This window comes from Aquabacterium sp., from assembly GCF_030652515.1.
Classification (GTDB): Bacteria; Pseudomonadota; Gammaproteobacteria; order Burkholderiales; family Burkholderiaceae_C; genus Aquabacterium.
In genome coordinates this window covers 14,906-32,145 of record NZ_JAUSAR010000033.1, presented here as the reverse complement: position 1 = coordinate 32,145, position 17,240 = coordinate 14,906, and the positions used below count along the sequence as shown (strand labels likewise).

Here is a 17,240-nt window from a genome sequence, read left to right as displayed (position 1 = left end):
GACTTAAAAAAGAATGATTACCCGGCATTCAAATGATTGTAAGAAGGACCGCAAGGGGTTTCTTCTGCTGGTTGACCATTTCACTGTGCCTGTAAAGTCCGTGATTAGTTAACGATTAGACACAGTATGCCCCTGCGGTCTCCAGGCAACGGGGCTGACTTACCCAAGGATCGTCACGCGATATCCCCGGACAAGGAAATCATGCGCTTCACCTGGACCTTTATTCTCACCCTGAGCGCCCTGGTCATGACGACCGTGGCCACTGTGGGTTGGGGTTTGAGCGGGCTTGGCCTGGCTTTGGCGGGCTGGGCATCCGCTGGCATCGGCTATCTGGCGCGCCAGCGTCAGGAGCCCGCGGCCGACCAGCCGGGCACCACACGCCCGCCCGAAGCGGCTCTGGACGAAGAATTGACCGCCAGAGTGTCGCCTCAGGACAACGCCGAAGCGCAACGGTGGTTGGCGCTGAGTCAGGAAATCGTCGAGGCCGCTCATGGCGCCAACTCGCTGGCGCAGGCACTGCAGCGGGTGGGCCAAACCTTGCACCAGCACATGGGCTCCAAGGCCTGGGTGTGCCTGCGGGTGGATGGCTGGAATGGCGAGTCGGCCTTGCTGCGTCCCTGGGTCAACGCCGACAGCGACGCGGGCGACATCATCGACATCACGGCCATCGCCACCACCCACCGGGATGAACGCCCCCTGGGCCAGGCCCTGAGCACCCTGCGCGCCAGTTCGGCCCAGGGTGAGGGTGAATTGCCAGCTTTGTCCACTTGCCCCTGGCGTTCGCCCCAAACCCATAAAGTCCTGGCCGTGCCCGTCTCGGTCGAAGGCTGGCCGCTGGCCTTGCTCGAATTCGACGATCCGCAGCAAGACTGCGTCGGACTGTCGCATGTGCTGGACATCGCTGCCATCCAGCTGGGTTTTGTGGCCCAGCGCGATGCCAACCTGGCCCATATGGCCACCAGCGCCGAGCACCTCGGCCGCCTGGCGCTGGTCGCCTCGCGCATCAGCAGCGGCGTGGCCATCACCGACCGCCACGGCACCATCGAGTGGATCAACAGCGCCTTCGTCGCCCTGACCGGCTGGCCTGAAGACAAGGTCCTGGGCCGCAAGCTGGGCGATCTGCTGGAGCAGGAAGTGAGCGCCCCCACCACGGTGCGCGAACTGGAAGACCACCTGGCCCGCGGCGTGCCCTTCCGCCTGGCCTATGAAGCCGCCCGCCAGGGTGGCCAGCTCATCACCCGCTACTGGGGCGAGATCGACGCCATCCAGATGCTGGACGAAACCGGTGGGCGCAGCCAGTACGTCTGCCTGTTCAACGACATCACCAAGCGCAAGGCGCAAGAGCATGTGCGCGAGCAGGAGCGCGAGTTCCTGGAGGCTCTGCTGGGCAACCTGCCCGTGAGCCTCTTCGTGCTTGATCCGGTCAATCTCAACGTGGTGGCCATCAACCGCTACACCGAGATCGAGTTCAAGCTGCAGCGCGATCAGGTCGTCGGCAAATCCATCACCCAGGCGCTGGGCGAGTCGGTGCTGCACCTGACCGAAGGCCCGATGCAACAAGCGCTGGAAACCGGCCAGACCATCGAGCACGACTTCCAGTGGCAAAACGCCTCGCAGCAGCGCATCGTCAATGCCCGCCATTTCGCATTGCGGCACAGCAATGGCCGCCCCCGCCTGCTGATCTCGCTGGTGCGCGACATCACCGCCGCGCGCCAGGCCCAGGCCGACCTGGAAGAATCCGAACGCCGCTTCCGCGAGCTGGTCGAATCGATGGACGACTGCGTCTACGTGGCCAGCGAGCACCGTGCCAGCTACCTCTATCTCAGCCACCGCACGCAAGACCTGTGGGGCGTGTCGGCCGAAGACATCCAGGCCCACCCGGATCGCCTGAAATCCCTGGTCGTGCCCGAAGACCGCCCCCTGCTGATCGAGCAAGAGGCCATGGAGGACCAGGACCAACCCACCGACGCCCTGCTGCGCCTGCAGCACCCGGAAAAAGGCCTGCGCTGGTTGCGCCACCGCACCCGCGCCCGCCGCCTGCCCGACGGGCAATCGCGCATTTACGGCCTGGTGTCGGACGTGACCGACGAGCACGGCCAGGCCCTGGAGCTGCAACGCGCCCGCGACATGGCCGAGGCCGCCAGCCAGGCCAAGAGCCAGTTCATGGCCAACATGAGCCATGAAATCCGCACGCCCATGAACGGCATCCTGGGCATGACCGAGCTGTTGCTGGGCACACCCCTGAACGACAAGCAACGCCGCTTCGCCCAGGCCGTGTACCGCTCAGGCGAAAGCCTGCTGGAGATCATCAATGACATCCTGGACTTCGCCAAGATCGAAGCCGGACGGCTGGAGCTGGCCACCTGCGACTTTGTGCTGCGCACCCTGGTGGAAGACACCCTGGAGTTGATGGCCCCCCGCGCCCACGAAAAAGGCCTGGAGCTGAGCTTCCGAGAACAGCCCGGCCTGCCCTCCGTCATCCATGGCGACCCGCTGCGCCTGCGCCAGATTTTGACCAACCTGGTGGCCAACGCCATCAAGTTCACCGAGCACGGCGAGATCGTGGTCGACATCCGCCGGGCCATTGGCGGCGCGGTCGAGCTGCCCAAACCCGGCAGCCTCGAGACCATGCAGCTGGAATTCATGGTGCGCGACACCGGGATCGGCATCCCCTCGGAGGTGGTGCCCCGCCTGTTCAGCGCCTTCGTGCAAGCCAACGGCGGCATGGCGCGGCGCTATGGCGGCACCGGCCTGGGCCTGGCCATTTCCAAGCAACTGGTCGAGCTGATGGGCGGCCAGATCGAGGTGCACAGCGCGCCTGGCGTCGGCTCCGAATTCCTCTTCCGCGTGCCCGTGTGCATTGGTACCACGCAAGCCGACATGGCCATGCTGGAAGAGCCCGACATGCCCTCCTACAACGTGCTGGTGGTGGACGACAACGACACCAACCGCACCGTCATCGAGAACATGCTGACCGCCTGGGGCATGCACGTGGTGCTGGCCGTGGATGGCCGCGAAGCCCTGAAGGTGCTGATGGCTCACCCCTCACAAGACGCCCCCTTTGACCTGGCCCTGGTGGACATGAACATGCCCCACCTGGACGGCATGGGCCTGGCCGAAGCCGTGCGCACCAGCGGCCGCTACCCCAAGCTGAAGATGATCCTGCTGTCGTCGGTCTCGTCACCCGACGACGTGCGCCGTGCACAAGACGTCGGTTTCCAGCGCTTCGTGGCCAAACCTTTGCGAAAAGCCGAGTTGCGCCAAGCCATTTTGGGCATCTCGGCAGACCGTGGCGACGTGGCCCACGAAACCACCCGCATCAACAAGGCCGTGCTGGTCATCGAGGACAACACCGTCAACCAGGAAGTCTGCTCGCAGATGCTCAAGCGCCTGGGCTGCGAGGTGCGTGTCGCCAGTTCAGCCCTGGAAGGCCTGCGCCGACTGGGCGAACAACGCTTCGACCTGATCCTGATGGACATCCAGATGCCCGGCATGGACGGTGTCGAGGCCCTGGGCTGGTTCCGCCGAGGCTCCAATAATCGATTCTCATTCATCACGCCGTCAGACACGCCAGTGATCGCGGTCACCGCCAACGCCTTGGAGGGCGACGAAGAGCGCTTCCTGGGGCTGGGCTTCGACGACTACCTGTCCAAGCCCTTCCGCCAGAGCCAGTTGCACAAGATGCTGGTGGAACACACGCACATCGACCCCAAGGACCTGCCCGATGCGCCCATCACCGTGCCCACGCCGCTGCACGATGCGCCGACCGACCTCACCGAGCCCGACGAGCACCCGCACGGCACCACCGACGAGTCGCTCAGCGCGGGCTGGGAAGACGTCCTCGACCGCCAGGCTTTGCAGCGCCTGCAGGACCTGGACCCCAAGGGCGAGAACAAATTGATCGAGCGGGTGTCGAAAGCTTTTGAAAATTCTGTCGGGCGCATGCTGCCGCAACTCGAAGATGCCATCAAAGTCGGCGATCATGCAGGGATTGCGCATGTGGCGCACACTCTCAAATCATCGTCAGCCAGCATCGGCGCGCTCAAGTTGTCGCAAATGTGTGCCGAAATCGAATCCATGATCAGGCGTCCAACAGGTGAAGATCTGACTAATCGCATCAGCGCCATACGGCCCGAGGTGGAACGGGTGATCGCGAGCTTGCGCCTCTTGCTGGAGGCCCAACTGTGAATCGCCTCACCTCCGTCGGGACTGATGATTCACAAGAGCAGCCCAAGGTGCTGCTGGTGGATGACGACGAAGTCAACTTGCTGTTGACCTCCATCGCCCTGCGCGAGCGCGGTTTCTCGATCACCGAGGCCAGTTCCGGCGAACAAGCCCTGCAAATCATCAGTGAATGGCTGCCCGACGTGGTGGTGCTGGACGCCGTCATGCCCGGGCTGGACGGTTTTGCCACCTGCCAGGAGTTGCGCCACCTGCCCGGCTACGAATCCGTGCCCGTGCTGATGCTGACCGGCCTGGACGACGAGGCCTCGATCACCCGCGCTTACGAAGTAGGCGCCACCGACTTTTTCATCAAGTGCACGCAATGGAGCCTGCTGGCCGGGCGCCTGCGTTACCTGCTGCGCGCCTCTCGCACCCGCCACGAACTGGAACGCAGCAAGGCCACACTGGCCCGCGCGCAAGACCTGGCCCGCATGGGCAGCTTCGACTGGCGCCAGGGCGTGACCGACATCGTCTTCTCGATGGAAGGCATGCGCGTGTTCGGCCTGGGCGGGCGTGACCGCCTGGGGCTGAAACGCATCCTGCGCATGATCGCGCCCGAAGAACGCCAAAGTTTCGAGCGCATCCTGCGCGAGGTGCTGGACCACGGCACCGTGCTGTGCAACGACATCCAGGTCAACCTGCACGATGGCCGCCAGCGCATCCTGCACATCGAGGCCGAGCCCGAGTTCAACGAATTGGCCGCCCTGATCGGCTACACCGGCATCGTCCAGGACGTGACCGACCGGCGCGTGGCCGAAGACAAGATCAAGCACCTGGCCAATTTCGACACGCTCACCGGCCTGCCCAACCGCCGCCAGATCTTCTGGCGCAGCGAGCGCGCCATCGAGCATGCCAAGCGCCTGAACCACCACGTCGCCCTGCTGCAGATCGGCGTCGACCGCTTCAAGATCATCAACGAGAACCTGGGCCACCATGCCGGCGATGAGTTGCTGATCGAGGTCTCGCGCCGCCTGCGCTCCTGCGTCAAGCACTCCGAGCAGGTCATGGAAGGCAACATGGAGATGACCGGCATGCGCGGTCACCGCACCCTGGAAGCCGTGGGCCGCCTGGGCGCCGACGAGTTCGTGGTGTTGCTGCCTGAGATCGTGAACGAGGCCGAGGCCATGGACACGGCCTCGCGCATCCTGCAAGCCCTGCGCGACCCGATGATGGCCGCCGGCCAGGAATGCTTCATCACCGCCAGCATCGGCATCGCCCTGTTCCCGGCTCATGGCCTGACCGTGGCCGACCTGCTGCGCAACGCCGACGTGGCCATGGACCTGGCCAAGAGCCAGGGCCGCAATACCGCACAACTTTATGACTTGCAGTTGGCCAGCAAGGGCCGCGTGCGCCTGGACCTGGACACCGCCCTGCACAAGGCCCTGGAGCGCGACGAACTGGTGCTGTACTACCAGCCCAAGATCGACGTGCGCACCAGCAAGATGGTGGGCGCCGAAGCCCTGATGCGCTGGGTGCGTGATGGCAAGCTCATCCCGCCGATCGATTTCATCCCGCTGGCCGAGGCCACCGGCCTGATCAACGCGATGAGCCTGTGGGCCATCACCCAGGCCGCGCGCCAGGCCAAGGTCTGGCAAAAGCAGTTCGGGTTCGACGCATCCATCGCGGTCAACCTGCCCAGCCGCCTGTTCGAGCTGCCCGACCTGGTCGACAAGATCCAGGCGATCCTGGACCAGGAAGGCGTGCCACCGCATTTCCTCGAACTGGAGATCACCGAAACCGGCCTGATGAAGGACCTGCAGGGCGTCGTGCCCTCGCTGCACCGCCTGAACCAGATGGGCATCGAGATCTCCATCGACGACTTTGGCACCGGCTACTCGTCGCTGGCCTACCTGACCACCCTGCCAATCAGCGAGCTCAAGATCGACCGCTCCTTCGTGCACGACCTGGGCACCACGCCGCAAAGCTCAGCGGTGGTCTCGGCCATCATCGCGCTGGCCCGCGCGCTGGGCTTGCGCGTGATCGCGGAAGGCGTCGAAGAGGTCTCGCAAATGGAAGTGCTCTACAACCTGGGCTGCCACATCTGCCAGGGTTACCTGTTCGCACGGCCCATGCCGGCGGCCGACGTGGACACCTGGCTCACCAACACCGAGGCCGACCAAAGCCTGCCCCGCGTTGCCCTGCTCAGTGGCGACATGGGCAGCTCGGCCATCAGCAGCACCCCCGTCTAAATCAATCACCGAGGAATCGACCATGGGCAGTTCATCGGGAAGTGGCGCTGCACCGCAGGCCCCCGCGCAACTGGCCAAGGCCGCCCTGCGCCAACTGGCCGAGCAAAGGCTGGAACCCACGCCAGAGAATTTCCGCAAGGCCTACGAGGCTGAGCAAGGTGCGAGCCCCTCGCCCACCGAGCCCGCTCCACTCGACGCGGCCCCGGCCATGACCCCAGCCGCCGATGGCGAGCGTTGGTCGCAACTGATCGGCCGCATCGTGCGCGGTGCCGAACGCGGTGGGCGCCAATGGACCGCCGCCCGCAAGAAAGACAGCTTGCAACGGGTGCTGGAAGGCAGCAAAAACTCCGCCAGCCGCTTGCACCAAAGGTTGACCCAACTGGTGGGTGGCTGGGACAGCGACACCCTGGATGACAGCCTGCTGGAGGTGGTGGACAGCGCCGAGGGAGGCGCGCAGCCCGAGCCCGCCAGCGCCGCTCCAGCGCCAACACCGCCTGCACCCACAGCGGCCCCTTTGATAACGGTTGCCGACACCACCCAGGCAACCTCGCCTGGCCTGGGCGAGGCCTGGCCCCCGCTGGCCGAGCACGCCCTGACCCAAACCCAGGGCGCCCTGATCACGGCCCTGCCCGACAGCTTCGGCCAGGCCCTTGAAACCAAGGCCGCCCTTCAAAGCGCCCTCACCCGAAGCCGCCAGGCAGGTCTGGACCAGCCCGAGCTGGAGGCCACGCAAAATCAGATCACCCAGGCCTGCGACCAGGCCCGGCGCATCATCGAACACCGCTACCACCTGGTCGAGCAGCTCAACGAGTTGTGCCACACCCTGACCGACAGCCTGGTCGAACTGGCCGAAGACGACTCCTGGGTGCAGGGCCAGTGCCAGGCCATGCAGTTCCAACTGGAAGAAGGCCTGCACAGCCGTGGCGTCAAGCACATGCAGGATCTGCTGGAGAGCACCCGGCAGCGGCAAAAGGAACTCAAGCTGGAGCGTGATTCCGCGCGCCAATCGCTCAAGCAGTTCATCCACCAGATGCTGCAAGAGATCGCCGAATTGGGCAGCACCACCGACCGCTTCCAGCAAAGCCTGGGGCGCTATGCCGACACCATCGGCCAGGCCGACTCGCTGGAAAGCCTGGCCGGCGTGGTACGCGACATGGTGGACGAAAGCCGCGCCGTGCATGGCCTGGTCAACCAGGCCCAGACCCGCATGCAGGTCGAACACGAACGTGCCACCGAGTTGACCGACCGCGTGCGCTCGCTCGAAGACGAGATCCGCCGCCTCTCTGACGAGGTGTCCACCGACCCGCTCACCCAGATCGCCAATCGGCGCGGCTTGGCCAAATCCTTCGAGACCGAGCGTGCACGCATGCAGCGCAGCGGCGGCGTCCTGGCCATTGGCCTGCTCGACGTCGACAACTTCAAGAAGCTGAACGACCAGATGGGCCACCACACGGGCGACCTGGCCCTGCAGTTCTTGTCGCGCCGCGTCAGCGAATGCCTGCGCCCCAGCGATTCACTGGCCCGCTACGGCGGCGAAGAATTCGTGGTGCTGCTGCCCGACACGCCGGTGGACGAAGCCCAACTGGTGCTGACCCGCCTGCAGCGCACCTTGAGCGCCGAGTTCTTCACGCAGGACGAGAAGAAAGTGTTCATCACCTTCTCTGCCGGCGTCACCCAATACCGCACCGACGAGGCCATCGAAGCCGCCCTGGACCGCGCCGATGTGGCCCTGTACGAGGCCAAGCAAACCGGCAAAAACCGCACCTGCGTCGGCTGATGTCTCGGAATCAGTCCGGTCGTTGCCAGAGCTTTTGCAACACGGCGGGCAACTGATCAGGCAGGTCATCGGCGATCAGGCCAGCGCCGAAAGCCTGTGCCATCTCGCCATGCAACCACACGGCCGCAGCGGCCGCGCGGCACACCGCCATGCCTTGTGCCAGCAAACCGGTGATCAAGCCTGCCAGCACATCGCCCGCGCCCGCCGTGGCCAGCGTGGCCGGTGCATTGGTGTTGACCAGGGCGACGCCATCGGGCCCGGCAATCACCGTGTCCGGGCCCTTGAGCACCACCACGGCCCCACTGCGGTGCGCCGCCCAACGCGCCCGGCTGAGCTTGTCATGCGCGGGCAAAGTCTTCGCCTGTGGAAACAGGCGCGCGAACTCGCCTTCATGCGGCGTCAGCACGACCGGTCCATGCGCTGCCTTGATCAAGGTGAACAAGGCCTCAGGGTCGTGCTCAAAGGCAGACAAGGCATCGGCATCCAGCACCACCGGGCGTCCACTGGCCAAGGCCACCTCCACCAGGGGACGCACGCCCCTGACCAGACCGCCTGCCGCGCCCGGGCCCAGCAGCACCGCGCTGATGCGGGCATCGCCCAAAACCTCGCGCAGGCTCGCGGCCAGTTCAACCGAATCCGTGCCCTTCATGGGCTGCACCATGATGCTGTTCAAGGCCGCCGCATAGACCGCCCAGGCTGACTCGGGCACGGCCACCGTGGTCAAGCCTGCACCAGCACGCGCGGCCGCCCTGGCCGACAAACGCGAAGCCCCCGTCATCACACCACCCCCATAGACCAGAGCGTGACCACGCTGGTACTTGTGGTGATCGCCTGCCTGCACCGGCCAATCGGCCCACCAGTACTCAGGCGTGTTTTCAAAAGCAGCCGGTTTGACGAACTCGCCCACGTCCGCCCGCAAACCGATGTCGGCCACCAACACCTCACCACACAAAGCCCGGCCCGGCATCAAGACATGGGCTGGCTTCTTGCGGAAGAAAGTCACCGTCAATGAGGTCTTCACCGCGCCTGCGTCCACACCCGTGTCACCGAAGACCCCGCTGGGCACGTCCACCGCCACCATGGGCACGCCAGACTGCGCCACCGCTTGCAAAGTCCTGGCAGCCACCTCGCCCAAAGGCCTGCTCAAGCCCGAACCAAACAAGGCATCGACCACCAGACCTGCACCCTCGAGCGCATCGGGGTGCACGGGCACACAAGAGGCCGGATCCCAGTGAAGCGCCTGGGTCAAGGCGTCCCCCTTGAAGGCCGACCACTCGCCCAGCAAAGCCACACGCACCGGCCAGCCCGCCTCACTCAGGCAGCGAGCGATCACGAGACCGTCCCCGCCGTTGTTGCCCGGGCCGCACAGCACGGCCACGGGCCGGGTGATCCAACGCGCCAGAATCGCTTCGGCCACCGCCCGGCCAGCCCGCTCCATCAACACCTGGCCGGGTGTCCCGGCCTGCATCGTCAAGTTCTCTGCCTGCGCCATCTCAGCCACGGTCAAAAGCGCCGTACGTTTCATGCTTTGTCTCACCTTGTCAGCCCGATCATCCGAGTCTGCCTTACATCCCGTTACCAGTGGGGAAAGTCGCGCAGCTTTTCACATCAAAGCAAGCAATGTGCAGGCGGCCCCTTGCATGCACCCGCACAGTTGGATCACACTGCAAGGGCGGTGAACGATGGGATCTCCATCAACCGCAGAGCACACCGGGTAACGGTGGCTTGAATGGGTGCAATGCTTGCCTCAGGGCAAGCTGGCAGGGTGGATCTGCCAGCATCACGCCGTCGGTGAGACGGCTCCCCTGATCGTCTGGGGGACATGACCTGCCAGGACCCACCCCGGCAAGTAAGACGACCCGATCGTGGTCATCGAACCCAAGAGCCCGGCGTTTTTTGAACGGCCGGGCTTTTGCTTTGGGGCAAATGCCATCGACAATCCCTGCCTTGCCCCGATTCCAGCCAAAGGCGCCCTGCATGCCCACCCCGCAAGATCAATTTTTCAGCCTGGTGCATGAACACCTGCAGCAGCAGACCCTGGTCAAGCTGGTGCTGGGCAACTACGTCGGCCCCATCGCCGACCTGGTCCGCGTGCAGGTCCGGCCGGTTGCCATCAAGGGGCAAGCCTGCCTGTCTTTTGTCCACCGCCATCAAACCAAAGACATCATCAAGAACCTGCCCATGGCCGATGGCCTCGCCGCGTTGCAAGGCATGGTGGGCCAGGAGTTCAGGAACGCCCACCTGCTGACCCCGACCGAAGAAATCCAGTTGGCCATCAGTAAAAAGGGCAAAGCCACGCTGCGCTTTGGCAAGAGCGAGCACCACGAACAACCCGCCAGCCAGGAACACAACCGCCAGAAAGAACGTCTACTGGCGCTGGACCGCCCCTTCCTGAGTGCGCTGGGCGTGACCGACGCCAGGCAGGCCCTGATCCCGGCCATGTCACGCAAGTGGAAGCAGATCAACAAATTCATCGAGGTGTTCAGCCGCGCGCTAGCGTCGTCTCAGCTGGCGCAGTCTCCAAACATCCACGTGGTGGACTTTGGCTCTGGCAAGGGCTACCTGACCTTTGCCATCCACGATTACCTGGCCAACAGCCTGGCTTTGAATGCCCAGGTGACGGGCGTTGATTTGAAGCAGGACATGGTCGAGTTGGGCAACACCGCCGCCAGCCAACTGGGCCTCCAAGGCCTGCGTTTTGACCATGGCGATGTGCGCAACTACCAAGCGGGCACTGTGAACGTGATGATCGCGCTGCACGCTTGCGACATCGCCACCGATTACGCCATCCACATGGGCATCCGCACCGGGGCCGACATCATCATGTGTTCGCCCTGCTGCCACAAGCAGATCCGGCCACAGTTGCTGAGCCCGCACCCTCTGCGCCCCATCCTGCAACACGGCGTGCACCTGGGCCAAGAGGCCGAGATGCTGACGGACGGTTTGCGTGCGCTGCTGTTGGAGGCCTGCGGTTACGACACACAGGTCTTTGAATTTGTCTCGCTGGAGCACACCAACAAGAACAAGATGATCCTGGCGATCAAGCGGGCTTCAGGCGCGCCAGAGAAGGCGGCGGAAACGTTGACGCAAATTCAGGACATCAAAAACTTCTATCAAATCCAGGACCACTGCCTGGAAAGCCTGCTGAAGGCTGAGGGACGGTTGCTGCCCTCAGCCTCTGCCATCAAGACCGCTCATCCCTGAGCCGCCCGCTTGGCCAGTGCAACACCGCCGCGCAGGCCGAGTGCCGTGCAAACCGCCACCACAGCCACAGTGGCAATGATGCTCAGCCACTGAGGCGCACCAACTGCCGCCAAGGGGGCATCCACCAAGCCCACACCCACGGGCAAACCGACCAGAAAACCGGCAATGACGCCCAGTTTTTCGTAGCCCAGGCCCTTGCGGTTGGCATCTGCTTCGTAGTTCAAACTATGTTGCGCCATGATTCACCCCAAAAATGTTGCGATGCAGCAATCCTAACTGAATATGGCCCGTTATAGATGTAAACCCTAGGTAACAGTGGGTTGTTGGCCGGAAACCACCCCAAGCCGGGGGGATGACACGTTGTTTTCCGGACGAAACAGGCTCACACCGGCTCGGTTTGCTGGTTGGCCATCCACCGGTGCAGATTGACCTTGCGACCACTTTGCAGATCGTTGGCCTCCACGATCTTGCTGATTTTCAGGACGCATTCGCGGCCCAGAGCGTCGCACCACACGGTCAGGCGCCGCAGGTCGGTGTGCAGGGTGATGACCCTGACGGTGGAGCGGCGCAACACGCCGTTCTCATCGATGTACATGACTTTCCAGTAGAACGGCCCCGGATCTCGCCGGGAGGGGCCTGGCCCACTGGGTTTGAACAGGGCACGGCCCAGGCCATCCATGAAGGCAAACATGCCCATCGCGCTCATTGGGTTGGCATTGATCCTCATCGCACTCTCCTGCACACGTCTTGGTGATGCAGGAATCGTAGCCAGAGGCGGCGCGCTTGAAACCCCCACAAAGAGCGAGTGGGCGGTGCCAAATTAGGGGGCTCGGTCAGTCCCTGATGCCCAGACTGCGCCAACTGGCCACTTCGCGCTCGGCGGCGTCTTCGGGCCCCAAGCTGGGAGAGTCGCACCAGATGTCGGCGGCCAACTGCTCGGCTTCGTCAGCGCTCAGGCTGGGTCGGAAGGCCCGCAACTCGGCTGAGCAGCGGTCAATCCAGGCGTCACGCTCGTCATCATCATTCATGGTGATACATCGTGTGAGCACTCGCGCAGTGCTGGTCGTGTCCAGTCTAGCCTGAAGGTGCACCATTCGTGCCAGGAATCTACCCGGGGCTGGCCGTCAAGCACAATTGCTTCGCACAGCATGCGCAAGGAGACCGAAGTGGATTGGAGTCAAGAGCTGGTGGCCAGCCTGGTGTGGGTGGCCCAGGCATTCGCCCTCACCAGCGTGGGGTTCGTGGCCGTGGGGTTTGTGGTCACACGCAGCACCCGTTGGGGGCGCCAGTTTTTGCGCCTGGGCTGGCCCTACCTGACGCCCAGGCGCAGTTGGAAACCCACGTTGACGGTGGCCTTCATCCTGTTCCTGGCCATGTTCTCGGTGCGCATGAACGTGCTGTTCTCGCTTTGGTACAACGGCTTTTACAGCGCCTTGCAGGCCCTCGACCAAAAGGCCTTCTGGTTCTTCCTGGGCATCTTCAGCATCCTGGCCACCGTGCATGTGCTCAGGGCACTGCTCACTGCCTACGTCAGCCAGGCCTTCGACATCGACTGGCGCACCTGGTTGAACGAGCGGCTGACCAAAGATTGGCTGGAAGGCGATGCTTATTACCGCGGCCAATTTCTGAACGAGCCGGTGGACAACCCCGACCAGCGCATCCAGCAAGACATCACCACGTTTGTCTCGTCTTCCCGCAAGCTGTCGATTGGCACGGCCGATGCCGTCGTGTCGCTGGTGGCCTTCACGGGCATCTTGTGGGGTTTGTCCGGTGCCCTGGCCATCATGGGGATCGAGGTGCCACGCGCCATGGTCTTCCTGGTGTACATCTATGTGATCGTGGTCACCGTGTTCGCCTTCAAGCTGGGCCGCCCGCTGATCAGCTTGAACTTCCTGAACGAACGCTTGAGCGCCAACTTCCGCTACGCCCTCATGCGCTTGCGTGAGAACGCCGAGAACATCGCCTTCTACCAAGGTGAGCGCGTGGAACGCGCCACCCTGATGAACCGCTTCGCGGCGGTCATCGCCAATGTTTGGGCACTGCTGTTCCGGGGTTTGAAGTTCGATGGCTTCAACCTTGCCGCCAACCAGTTGGCCGTGGTGTTTCCCTTCATCTTGCAGGCGCCTCGCTTCTTCAGCGGTGCGATCAAACTGGGTGATGTGATGCAAACCTCGCAGGCCTTTGGCCAGGTGCAAGATGCGCTGTCCTTCTTTCGCATGTCGTACGACGAGTTCGCGCAATACCGCGCGGCCCTTGATCGCTTGACGGGTTTCATGGACGCTAACCAGGCAGCACGCGCGTTGCCCAGCATCCAGCTGAATGACCGCGATGATGCCTTGGTGATCGCAAGTGTGGGCGTGTCGCGGCCCGACGGCCATCCCTTGGTGCAAGGCTTGAGCCTCACCTTGCAGCCCGGCCAGAGCATGCTGATCAAAGGCGCTTCCGGCAGTGGCAAAACCACCTTGCTGCGCACACTGGCAGGGCTTTGGCCGCATGCCCAGGGCACGGTCGATCGGCCCATGGGCACACACGCCCTGTTCTTGTCGCAACGGCCTTACCTGCCCCTGGGCAATTTGCGCAGCGCGCTGACCTACCCCGCACTGGTGCGGGACGACGCGCTGATCCACGACGCCTTGCTCAAGGTGCAACTGGGCCATTTGCAGTCCCACCTGGACGAGCCCGCCGATTGGTCCGGCATCCTGTCGCTGGGCGAGCAGCAGCGCCTGGCATTTGCGCGCGTGCTGTTGAACCAACCCCGCATCGCCTTCCTGGACGAAGCCACCTCGGCCACCGATGAAGGGTTGGAGCACGCGCTGTACACCTTGCTGCGAAAAGAGTTGCCGCAATGCATGTTGGTGAGCGTGGGCCACCGCAGCACGCTGGACGGTTTTCACTCCCACCGGCTGGTGCTGAGCCAGGGTGGCCAATGGGCCTTCACCACAGCATGACACGGGTGGCGGTGTAGGATCGTGGGCAAGCTTTGACCTGCCGCTTTTGACCCGCTGTCGGCGGGCCGTTCCACCCCCTTGATTTGTTGCCACCATGTCCATCCAAGACCGCCTCGACACCCTGGGCATCACGCTGCCCCCCGTGGCCGTGCCAGCCGCCTCCTACCTGCCCTTCATGCGCACGGGCAACCTGGTGTTTTTGTCGGGCCACATTGCCAAGAAAGACGGGCAAGTGTGGGTCGGCCAGTTGGGCAAGACCATGACCACCGCCGAAGGCCAGCAGGCCGCGCGTGCCGTGGCCATCGACCTGATGGGCACGCTGCAGGTGGCCGCTGGCGGCCTGGACAATGTGGTGCGCATCGTCAAGGTCATGAGCCTGGTCAACAGCACCCCTGATTTCACCGAACACCACCTGGTCACCAATGGCTGCTCCGAACTGCTGGCCGAGGTGTTTGGTGAGCCGGGCCGCCATGCGCGCAGCGCGTTTGGCGTGGCGCAAATTCCGCTGGGCGCCTGCGTCGAGATCGAGCTCATCGCCGAAGTGGCCTGATCCATGCGTTCGATCAACCTCCGCCCTGCCCCGTCCGGTCGCCCGGTGCTGGCCCTGATCGCCCTGGCCTGCCTGGCCGCCGTGGGCTTTGCGCTGTTTGCCCAATACCAACTGGACATGCAGCCTTGCCCCTGGTGCATCCTGCAGCGAGTGCTGTTCCTGCTGATCGCGATCCTGGCCGGGCTGGGTGCATTGATCGGTGGCCGCGTGGTCACGGTGTTGTCATCGCTGCTGATCGTTCCGGCGGCTGCGTCAGGTGCGGCCTCGGCCTGGTACCAGCACTTCGTGGCCGCCAAGACCTCGTCGTGCAACCTGACCCTGGCGGACCGCATCGTCTCCAGCCTGCACCTGGACACCGCGCTGCCAGCGGCCTTCGAGGTGCGCTCATCCTGCGCCGATGCCGCCGCCAATCTCGTGGGTGTGCCGTTTGAGTTCTGGAGCCTGGCGCTGTTCGTGGTGCTGGGCCTGGCAGGCTTGTGGTGCGCTCTGCGCGCGCGCGGCTGAAGCGATTTCGCTCGCTGCCATGAGCATCAGCGCGGTGCCTTCGCCACCCCCGGTGGCCTTGCTAGATTTTCCTGCCGCGCAAGGCTGCCGCCAACGGCACGCGTTTGGCCCCGCGTTGACCTGGCTGGTGGCCACCGACCTGGCCCAAGTGCGCAGCGTCATCGACGCAGCCCACGAGCATGCCCGGCAAGGCCGCTGGTGCGTGGGCTGGGTGGGCTATGAGGCGGCCCCCGCGTTTGACCATCATTTGCCCGTTTGCCCGCCGGAGCCCGGCCAAGCGCTGGCCATGTTCGCCGTGTTCGACCAGGCCCTGCCCTGGCCCACCGCGACTCATCGGGGCGCCTGGCAAACCACGCCCTGGCAATCCAGCTTGAGCCCTCACGCCTTCACTTCGCAGATCGAGGCCATTCATGAATTGATCCGGGCGGGCGAGGTCTACCAGATCAACCTGACCACGCCGCTGAGCAGCCAGCTTGAGCCGAAGGCGCCGGAGACCGCGCTCCAGTACTTCCATGCCCTGCACCGCAGCCAGCCCGATGGCTACGCGGTCTACCTGGACACCGCCGAGCAACCCTCCGCCGCAGGCCTCAGCCATGTGCTGAGCGTGTCGCCCGAGCTGTTCTTCCATTGGCATGGCGACCAGATCACCACCCGCCCCATGAAGGGCACGGCGGCTCGTGGCCGCACGCCTGATGAAGACGCTGCCGCCGCCCGGCACCTGCAAACCAGCGACAAGGAGCGGGCCGAGAACCTGATGATCGTGGACCTGTTGCGCAACGACCTGTCGCGCATCGCGCAGCTGGGCTCGGTGCAGGTGCCTTCGCTGTTCGACGTGCAGGCTCTGCCCACGGTGTTGCAGATGACCTCGACCGTGCAGGCACGCACGCGCGAAGGCCTGCGCTTGTCGGATGTGTTCGCGGCGCTGTTCCCTTGTGGCTCGATCACCGGGGCACCCAAACGGCGCGCCATGCACCACATTGCGGCGCTGGAAGGCGCGCCGCGCGGCGTGTACTGCGGCGCTGTCGGCTTGATGGCACCTGGGGGTGAAGTGACCTTCAACGTGCCCATACGCACCGTTGTGCTGCGGCCGGGATCGCAGCCTGGCTGGGACGCCCATTGCGGCATCGGCAGCGGCATCACGCTGGACGCCACGGCCGAAGCCGAGGCCAGTGAATGGCGGCACAAGCAGGCTTTCCTGAAGCGCGCGGCTCAGCCCTTTGAACTGCTGGAATCACTGCGGCTGGAAGAGGGCCACCTCCCCAGGCTGGACGCCCACCTTCAGCGCCTGGCGCGTGCGGCCAGACACTTTGGTTTTCCGCTGGACCTCGCAGCGGTCCGCAGCACCTTGAACCGGCATGCGCAGGCACATCCCCAGGGCCTCCACAAGGTGCGCCTGCTGCTGGACGCCCAAGGTCAGGCCACGTGTGAATCCAGCCCCCTGGCGGCCACGACCCTGCCCATCCGCGTGGCCTTGGCCGCCCATGCCATGCCTGCGGCGGATGAGTTCATCGCCCACAAGACCACGCAGCGCGGCGCCTATGCGCTCTTCAACCCGCCACCCGGCTGCTTCGACACCCTGCTGTGGAACGCCCAAGGCGAGGTCACCGAGTTCACCATCGGCAATGTGGCCGTGAAACTGGCGGGCGAGTGGTTCACGCCGCCTTTGTCGGCCGGACTGCTGCCGGGCGTGATGCGCGAAACCTTGCTGGCCGAAGGCCGCGTGCGCGAGCGCACCATTACCCTGGGTGAGCTGCGCCAAGCCAAAGGCCTGGCCTTGATCAACAGCGTTCGCGGCTGGATGGACGCCGAACTGCTGCCCACCGAACCACCCGCCGGAGATTGAA

General features: G+C 64.4%; 12 protein-coding genes. 8 read left to right on the top strand and 4 right to left on the bottom strand.

Annotation, left to right across the window (positions count from 1 at the left end; translation table 11 throughout):
- The first annotated feature begins 201 nt into the window (after nt 1-201).
- From Q7V20_RS04540 to Q7V20_RS04530, 3 genes are read left to right on the top strand one after another with little or no spacing between them, the layout of a single operon-like run.
- Nucleotides 202-4,188 (top strand): response regulator, encoded by a 3,987-nt coding sequence (locus Q7V20_RS04540; protein WP_304787648.1) that lies wholly within the window; start codon nt 202-204, stop codon nt 4,186-4,188.
- Nucleotides 4,185-6,413: a bifunctional diguanylate cyclase/phosphodiesterase gene (locus Q7V20_RS04535; RefSeq protein WP_304787646.1), complete on the top strand. Its 2,229-nt coding sequence runs from the start codon at nt 4,185-4,187 to the stop codon at nt 6,411-6,413. Before Q7V20_RS04540 ends, Q7V20_RS04535 begins: the two co-directional genes overlap by 4 nt.
- A 22-nt stretch (nt 6,414-6,435) precedes the next feature.
- The gene (locus tag Q7V20_RS04530) at nt 6,436-8,190 is read left to right on the top strand and encodes a diguanylate cyclase (protein WP_304787643.1); all 1,755 of its coding nucleotides are present in this window, start codon (nt 6,436-6,438) and stop codon (nt 8,188-8,190) included.
- A gap of 10 nt (nt 8,191-8,200) precedes the next feature.
- On the opposite strand, the gene Q7V20_RS04525 is transcribed toward Q7V20_RS04530, so the two are convergent.
- Nucleotides 8,201-9,715, bottom strand: coding sequence for an NAD(P)H-hydrate dehydratase (locus Q7V20_RS04525; protein ID WP_304787641.1), 1,515 nt, complete (start codon nt 9,713-9,715; stop codon nt 8,201-8,203).
- A gap of 452 nt (nt 9,716-10,167) precedes the next feature.
- Between Q7V20_RS04525 and Q7V20_RS04520 the strand changes: the two genes are divergently transcribed.
- Nucleotides 10,168-11,394 carry an SAM-dependent methyltransferase gene (locus Q7V20_RS04520; protein ID WP_304787639.1) on the top strand — a complete coding sequence of 409 codons (1,227 nt, stop codon included), beginning with the start codon at nt 10,168-10,170 and terminating at the stop codon, nt 11,392-11,394.
- Here Q7V20_RS04520 and Q7V20_RS04515 read toward each other — a convergent pair.
- From Q7V20_RS04515 to Q7V20_RS04505, 3 genes are all read right to left on the bottom strand, one after another.
- On the bottom strand, nt 11,385-11,633 hold the full coding sequence (locus Q7V20_RS04515; protein WP_304787637.1) for a hypothetical protein: 249 nt from the start codon (nt 11,631-11,633) through the stop codon (nt 11,385-11,387). The genes Q7V20_RS04520 and Q7V20_RS04515 overlap by 10 nt on opposite strands.
- A 143-nt stretch (nt 11,634-11,776) precedes the next feature.
- On the bottom strand, nt 11,777-12,085 hold the full coding sequence (locus Q7V20_RS04510; protein ID WP_304787634.1) for a hypothetical protein: 309 nt from the start codon (nt 12,083-12,085) through the stop codon (nt 11,777-11,779).
- A gap of 142 nt (nt 12,086-12,227) precedes the next feature.
- Complete coding sequence (locus Q7V20_RS04505; protein WP_304787632.1) at nt 12,228-12,422, bottom strand: hypothetical protein; 195 nt, start codon at nt 12,420-12,422, stop codon at nt 12,228-12,230.
- Between the two features lie 120 nt (nt 12,423-12,542).
- Here Q7V20_RS04505 and Q7V20_RS04500 point away from each other — a divergent pair, with 120 nt between their 5' ends.
- The 4 genes from Q7V20_RS04500 (at nt 12,543) to Q7V20_RS04485 (ending at nt 17,239) form a co-directional block, all read left to right on the top strand.
- Nucleotides 12,543-14,342 carry an ABC transporter ATP-binding protein/permease gene (locus Q7V20_RS04500; RefSeq protein ID WP_304787630.1) on the top strand — a complete coding sequence of 600 codons (1,800 nt, stop codon included), beginning with the start codon at nt 12,543-12,545 and terminating at the stop codon, nt 14,340-14,342.
- A 94-nt stretch (nt 14,343-14,436) separates the two neighbouring features.
- A complete protein-coding gene (locus Q7V20_RS04495; RefSeq protein ID WP_304787628.1) occupies nt 14,437-14,892 on the top strand; it encodes a RidA family protein in 456 nt (151 codons plus the stop codon).
- Between the two features lie 3 nt (nt 14,893-14,895).
- On the top strand, nt 14,896-15,396 hold the full coding sequence (locus Q7V20_RS04490; protein WP_304787626.1) for a disulfide bond formation protein B: 501 nt from the start codon (nt 14,896-14,898) through the stop codon (nt 15,394-15,396).
- 19 nt (nt 15,397-15,415) lie between these two features.
- A complete protein-coding gene (locus Q7V20_RS04485; RefSeq protein ID WP_304787624.1) occupies nt 15,416-17,239 on the top strand; it encodes a bifunctional anthranilate synthase component I family protein/class IV aminotransferase in 1,824 nt (607 codons plus the stop codon).
- The last annotated feature ends 1 nt before the right edge of the window (nt 17,240 follow it).

Coding starts and splice junctions, on each gene's coding strand:
- Q7V20_RS04500 (WP_304787630.1), top strand. CDS start 12,543: ATGCGCAAGGAGACCGAAGTGGATTGGAGTCAAGAGCTGGTGGCCAGC.
- Q7V20_RS04515 (WP_304787637.1), bottom strand. CDS start 11,633: ATGGCGCAACATAGTTTGAACTACGAAGCAGATGCCAACCGCAAGGGC.
- Q7V20_RS04485 (WP_304787624.1), top strand. CDS start 15,416: ATGAGCATCAGCGCGGTGCCTTCGCCACCCCCGGTGGCCTTGCTAGAT.
- Q7V20_RS04540 (WP_304787648.1), top strand. CDS start 202: ATGCGCTTCACCTGGACCTTTATTCTCACCCTGAGCGCCCTGGTCATG.
- Q7V20_RS04505 (WP_304787632.1), bottom strand. CDS start 12,422: ATGAATGATGATGACGAGCGTGACGCCTGGATTGACCGCTGCTCAGCC.
- Q7V20_RS04530 (WP_304787643.1), top strand. CDS start 6,436: ATGGGCAGTTCATCGGGAAGTGGCGCTGCACCGCAGGCCCCCGCGCAA.
- Q7V20_RS04510 (WP_304787634.1), bottom strand. CDS start 12,085: ATGTTTGCCTTCATGGATGGCCTGGGCCGTGCCCTGTTCAAACCCAGT.
- Q7V20_RS04525 (WP_304787641.1), bottom strand. CDS start 9,715: ATGAAACGTACGGCGCTTTTGACCGTGGCTGAGATGGCGCAGGCAGAG.
- Q7V20_RS04495 (WP_304787628.1), top strand. CDS start 14,437: ATGTCCATCCAAGACCGCCTCGACACCCTGGGCATCACGCTGCCCCCC.
- Q7V20_RS04490 (WP_304787626.1), top strand. CDS start 14,896: ATGCGTTCGATCAACCTCCGCCCTGCCCCGTCCGGTCGCCCGGTGCTG.
- Q7V20_RS04520 (WP_304787639.1), top strand. CDS start 10,168: ATGCCCACCCCGCAAGATCAATTTTTCAGCCTGGTGCATGAACACCTG.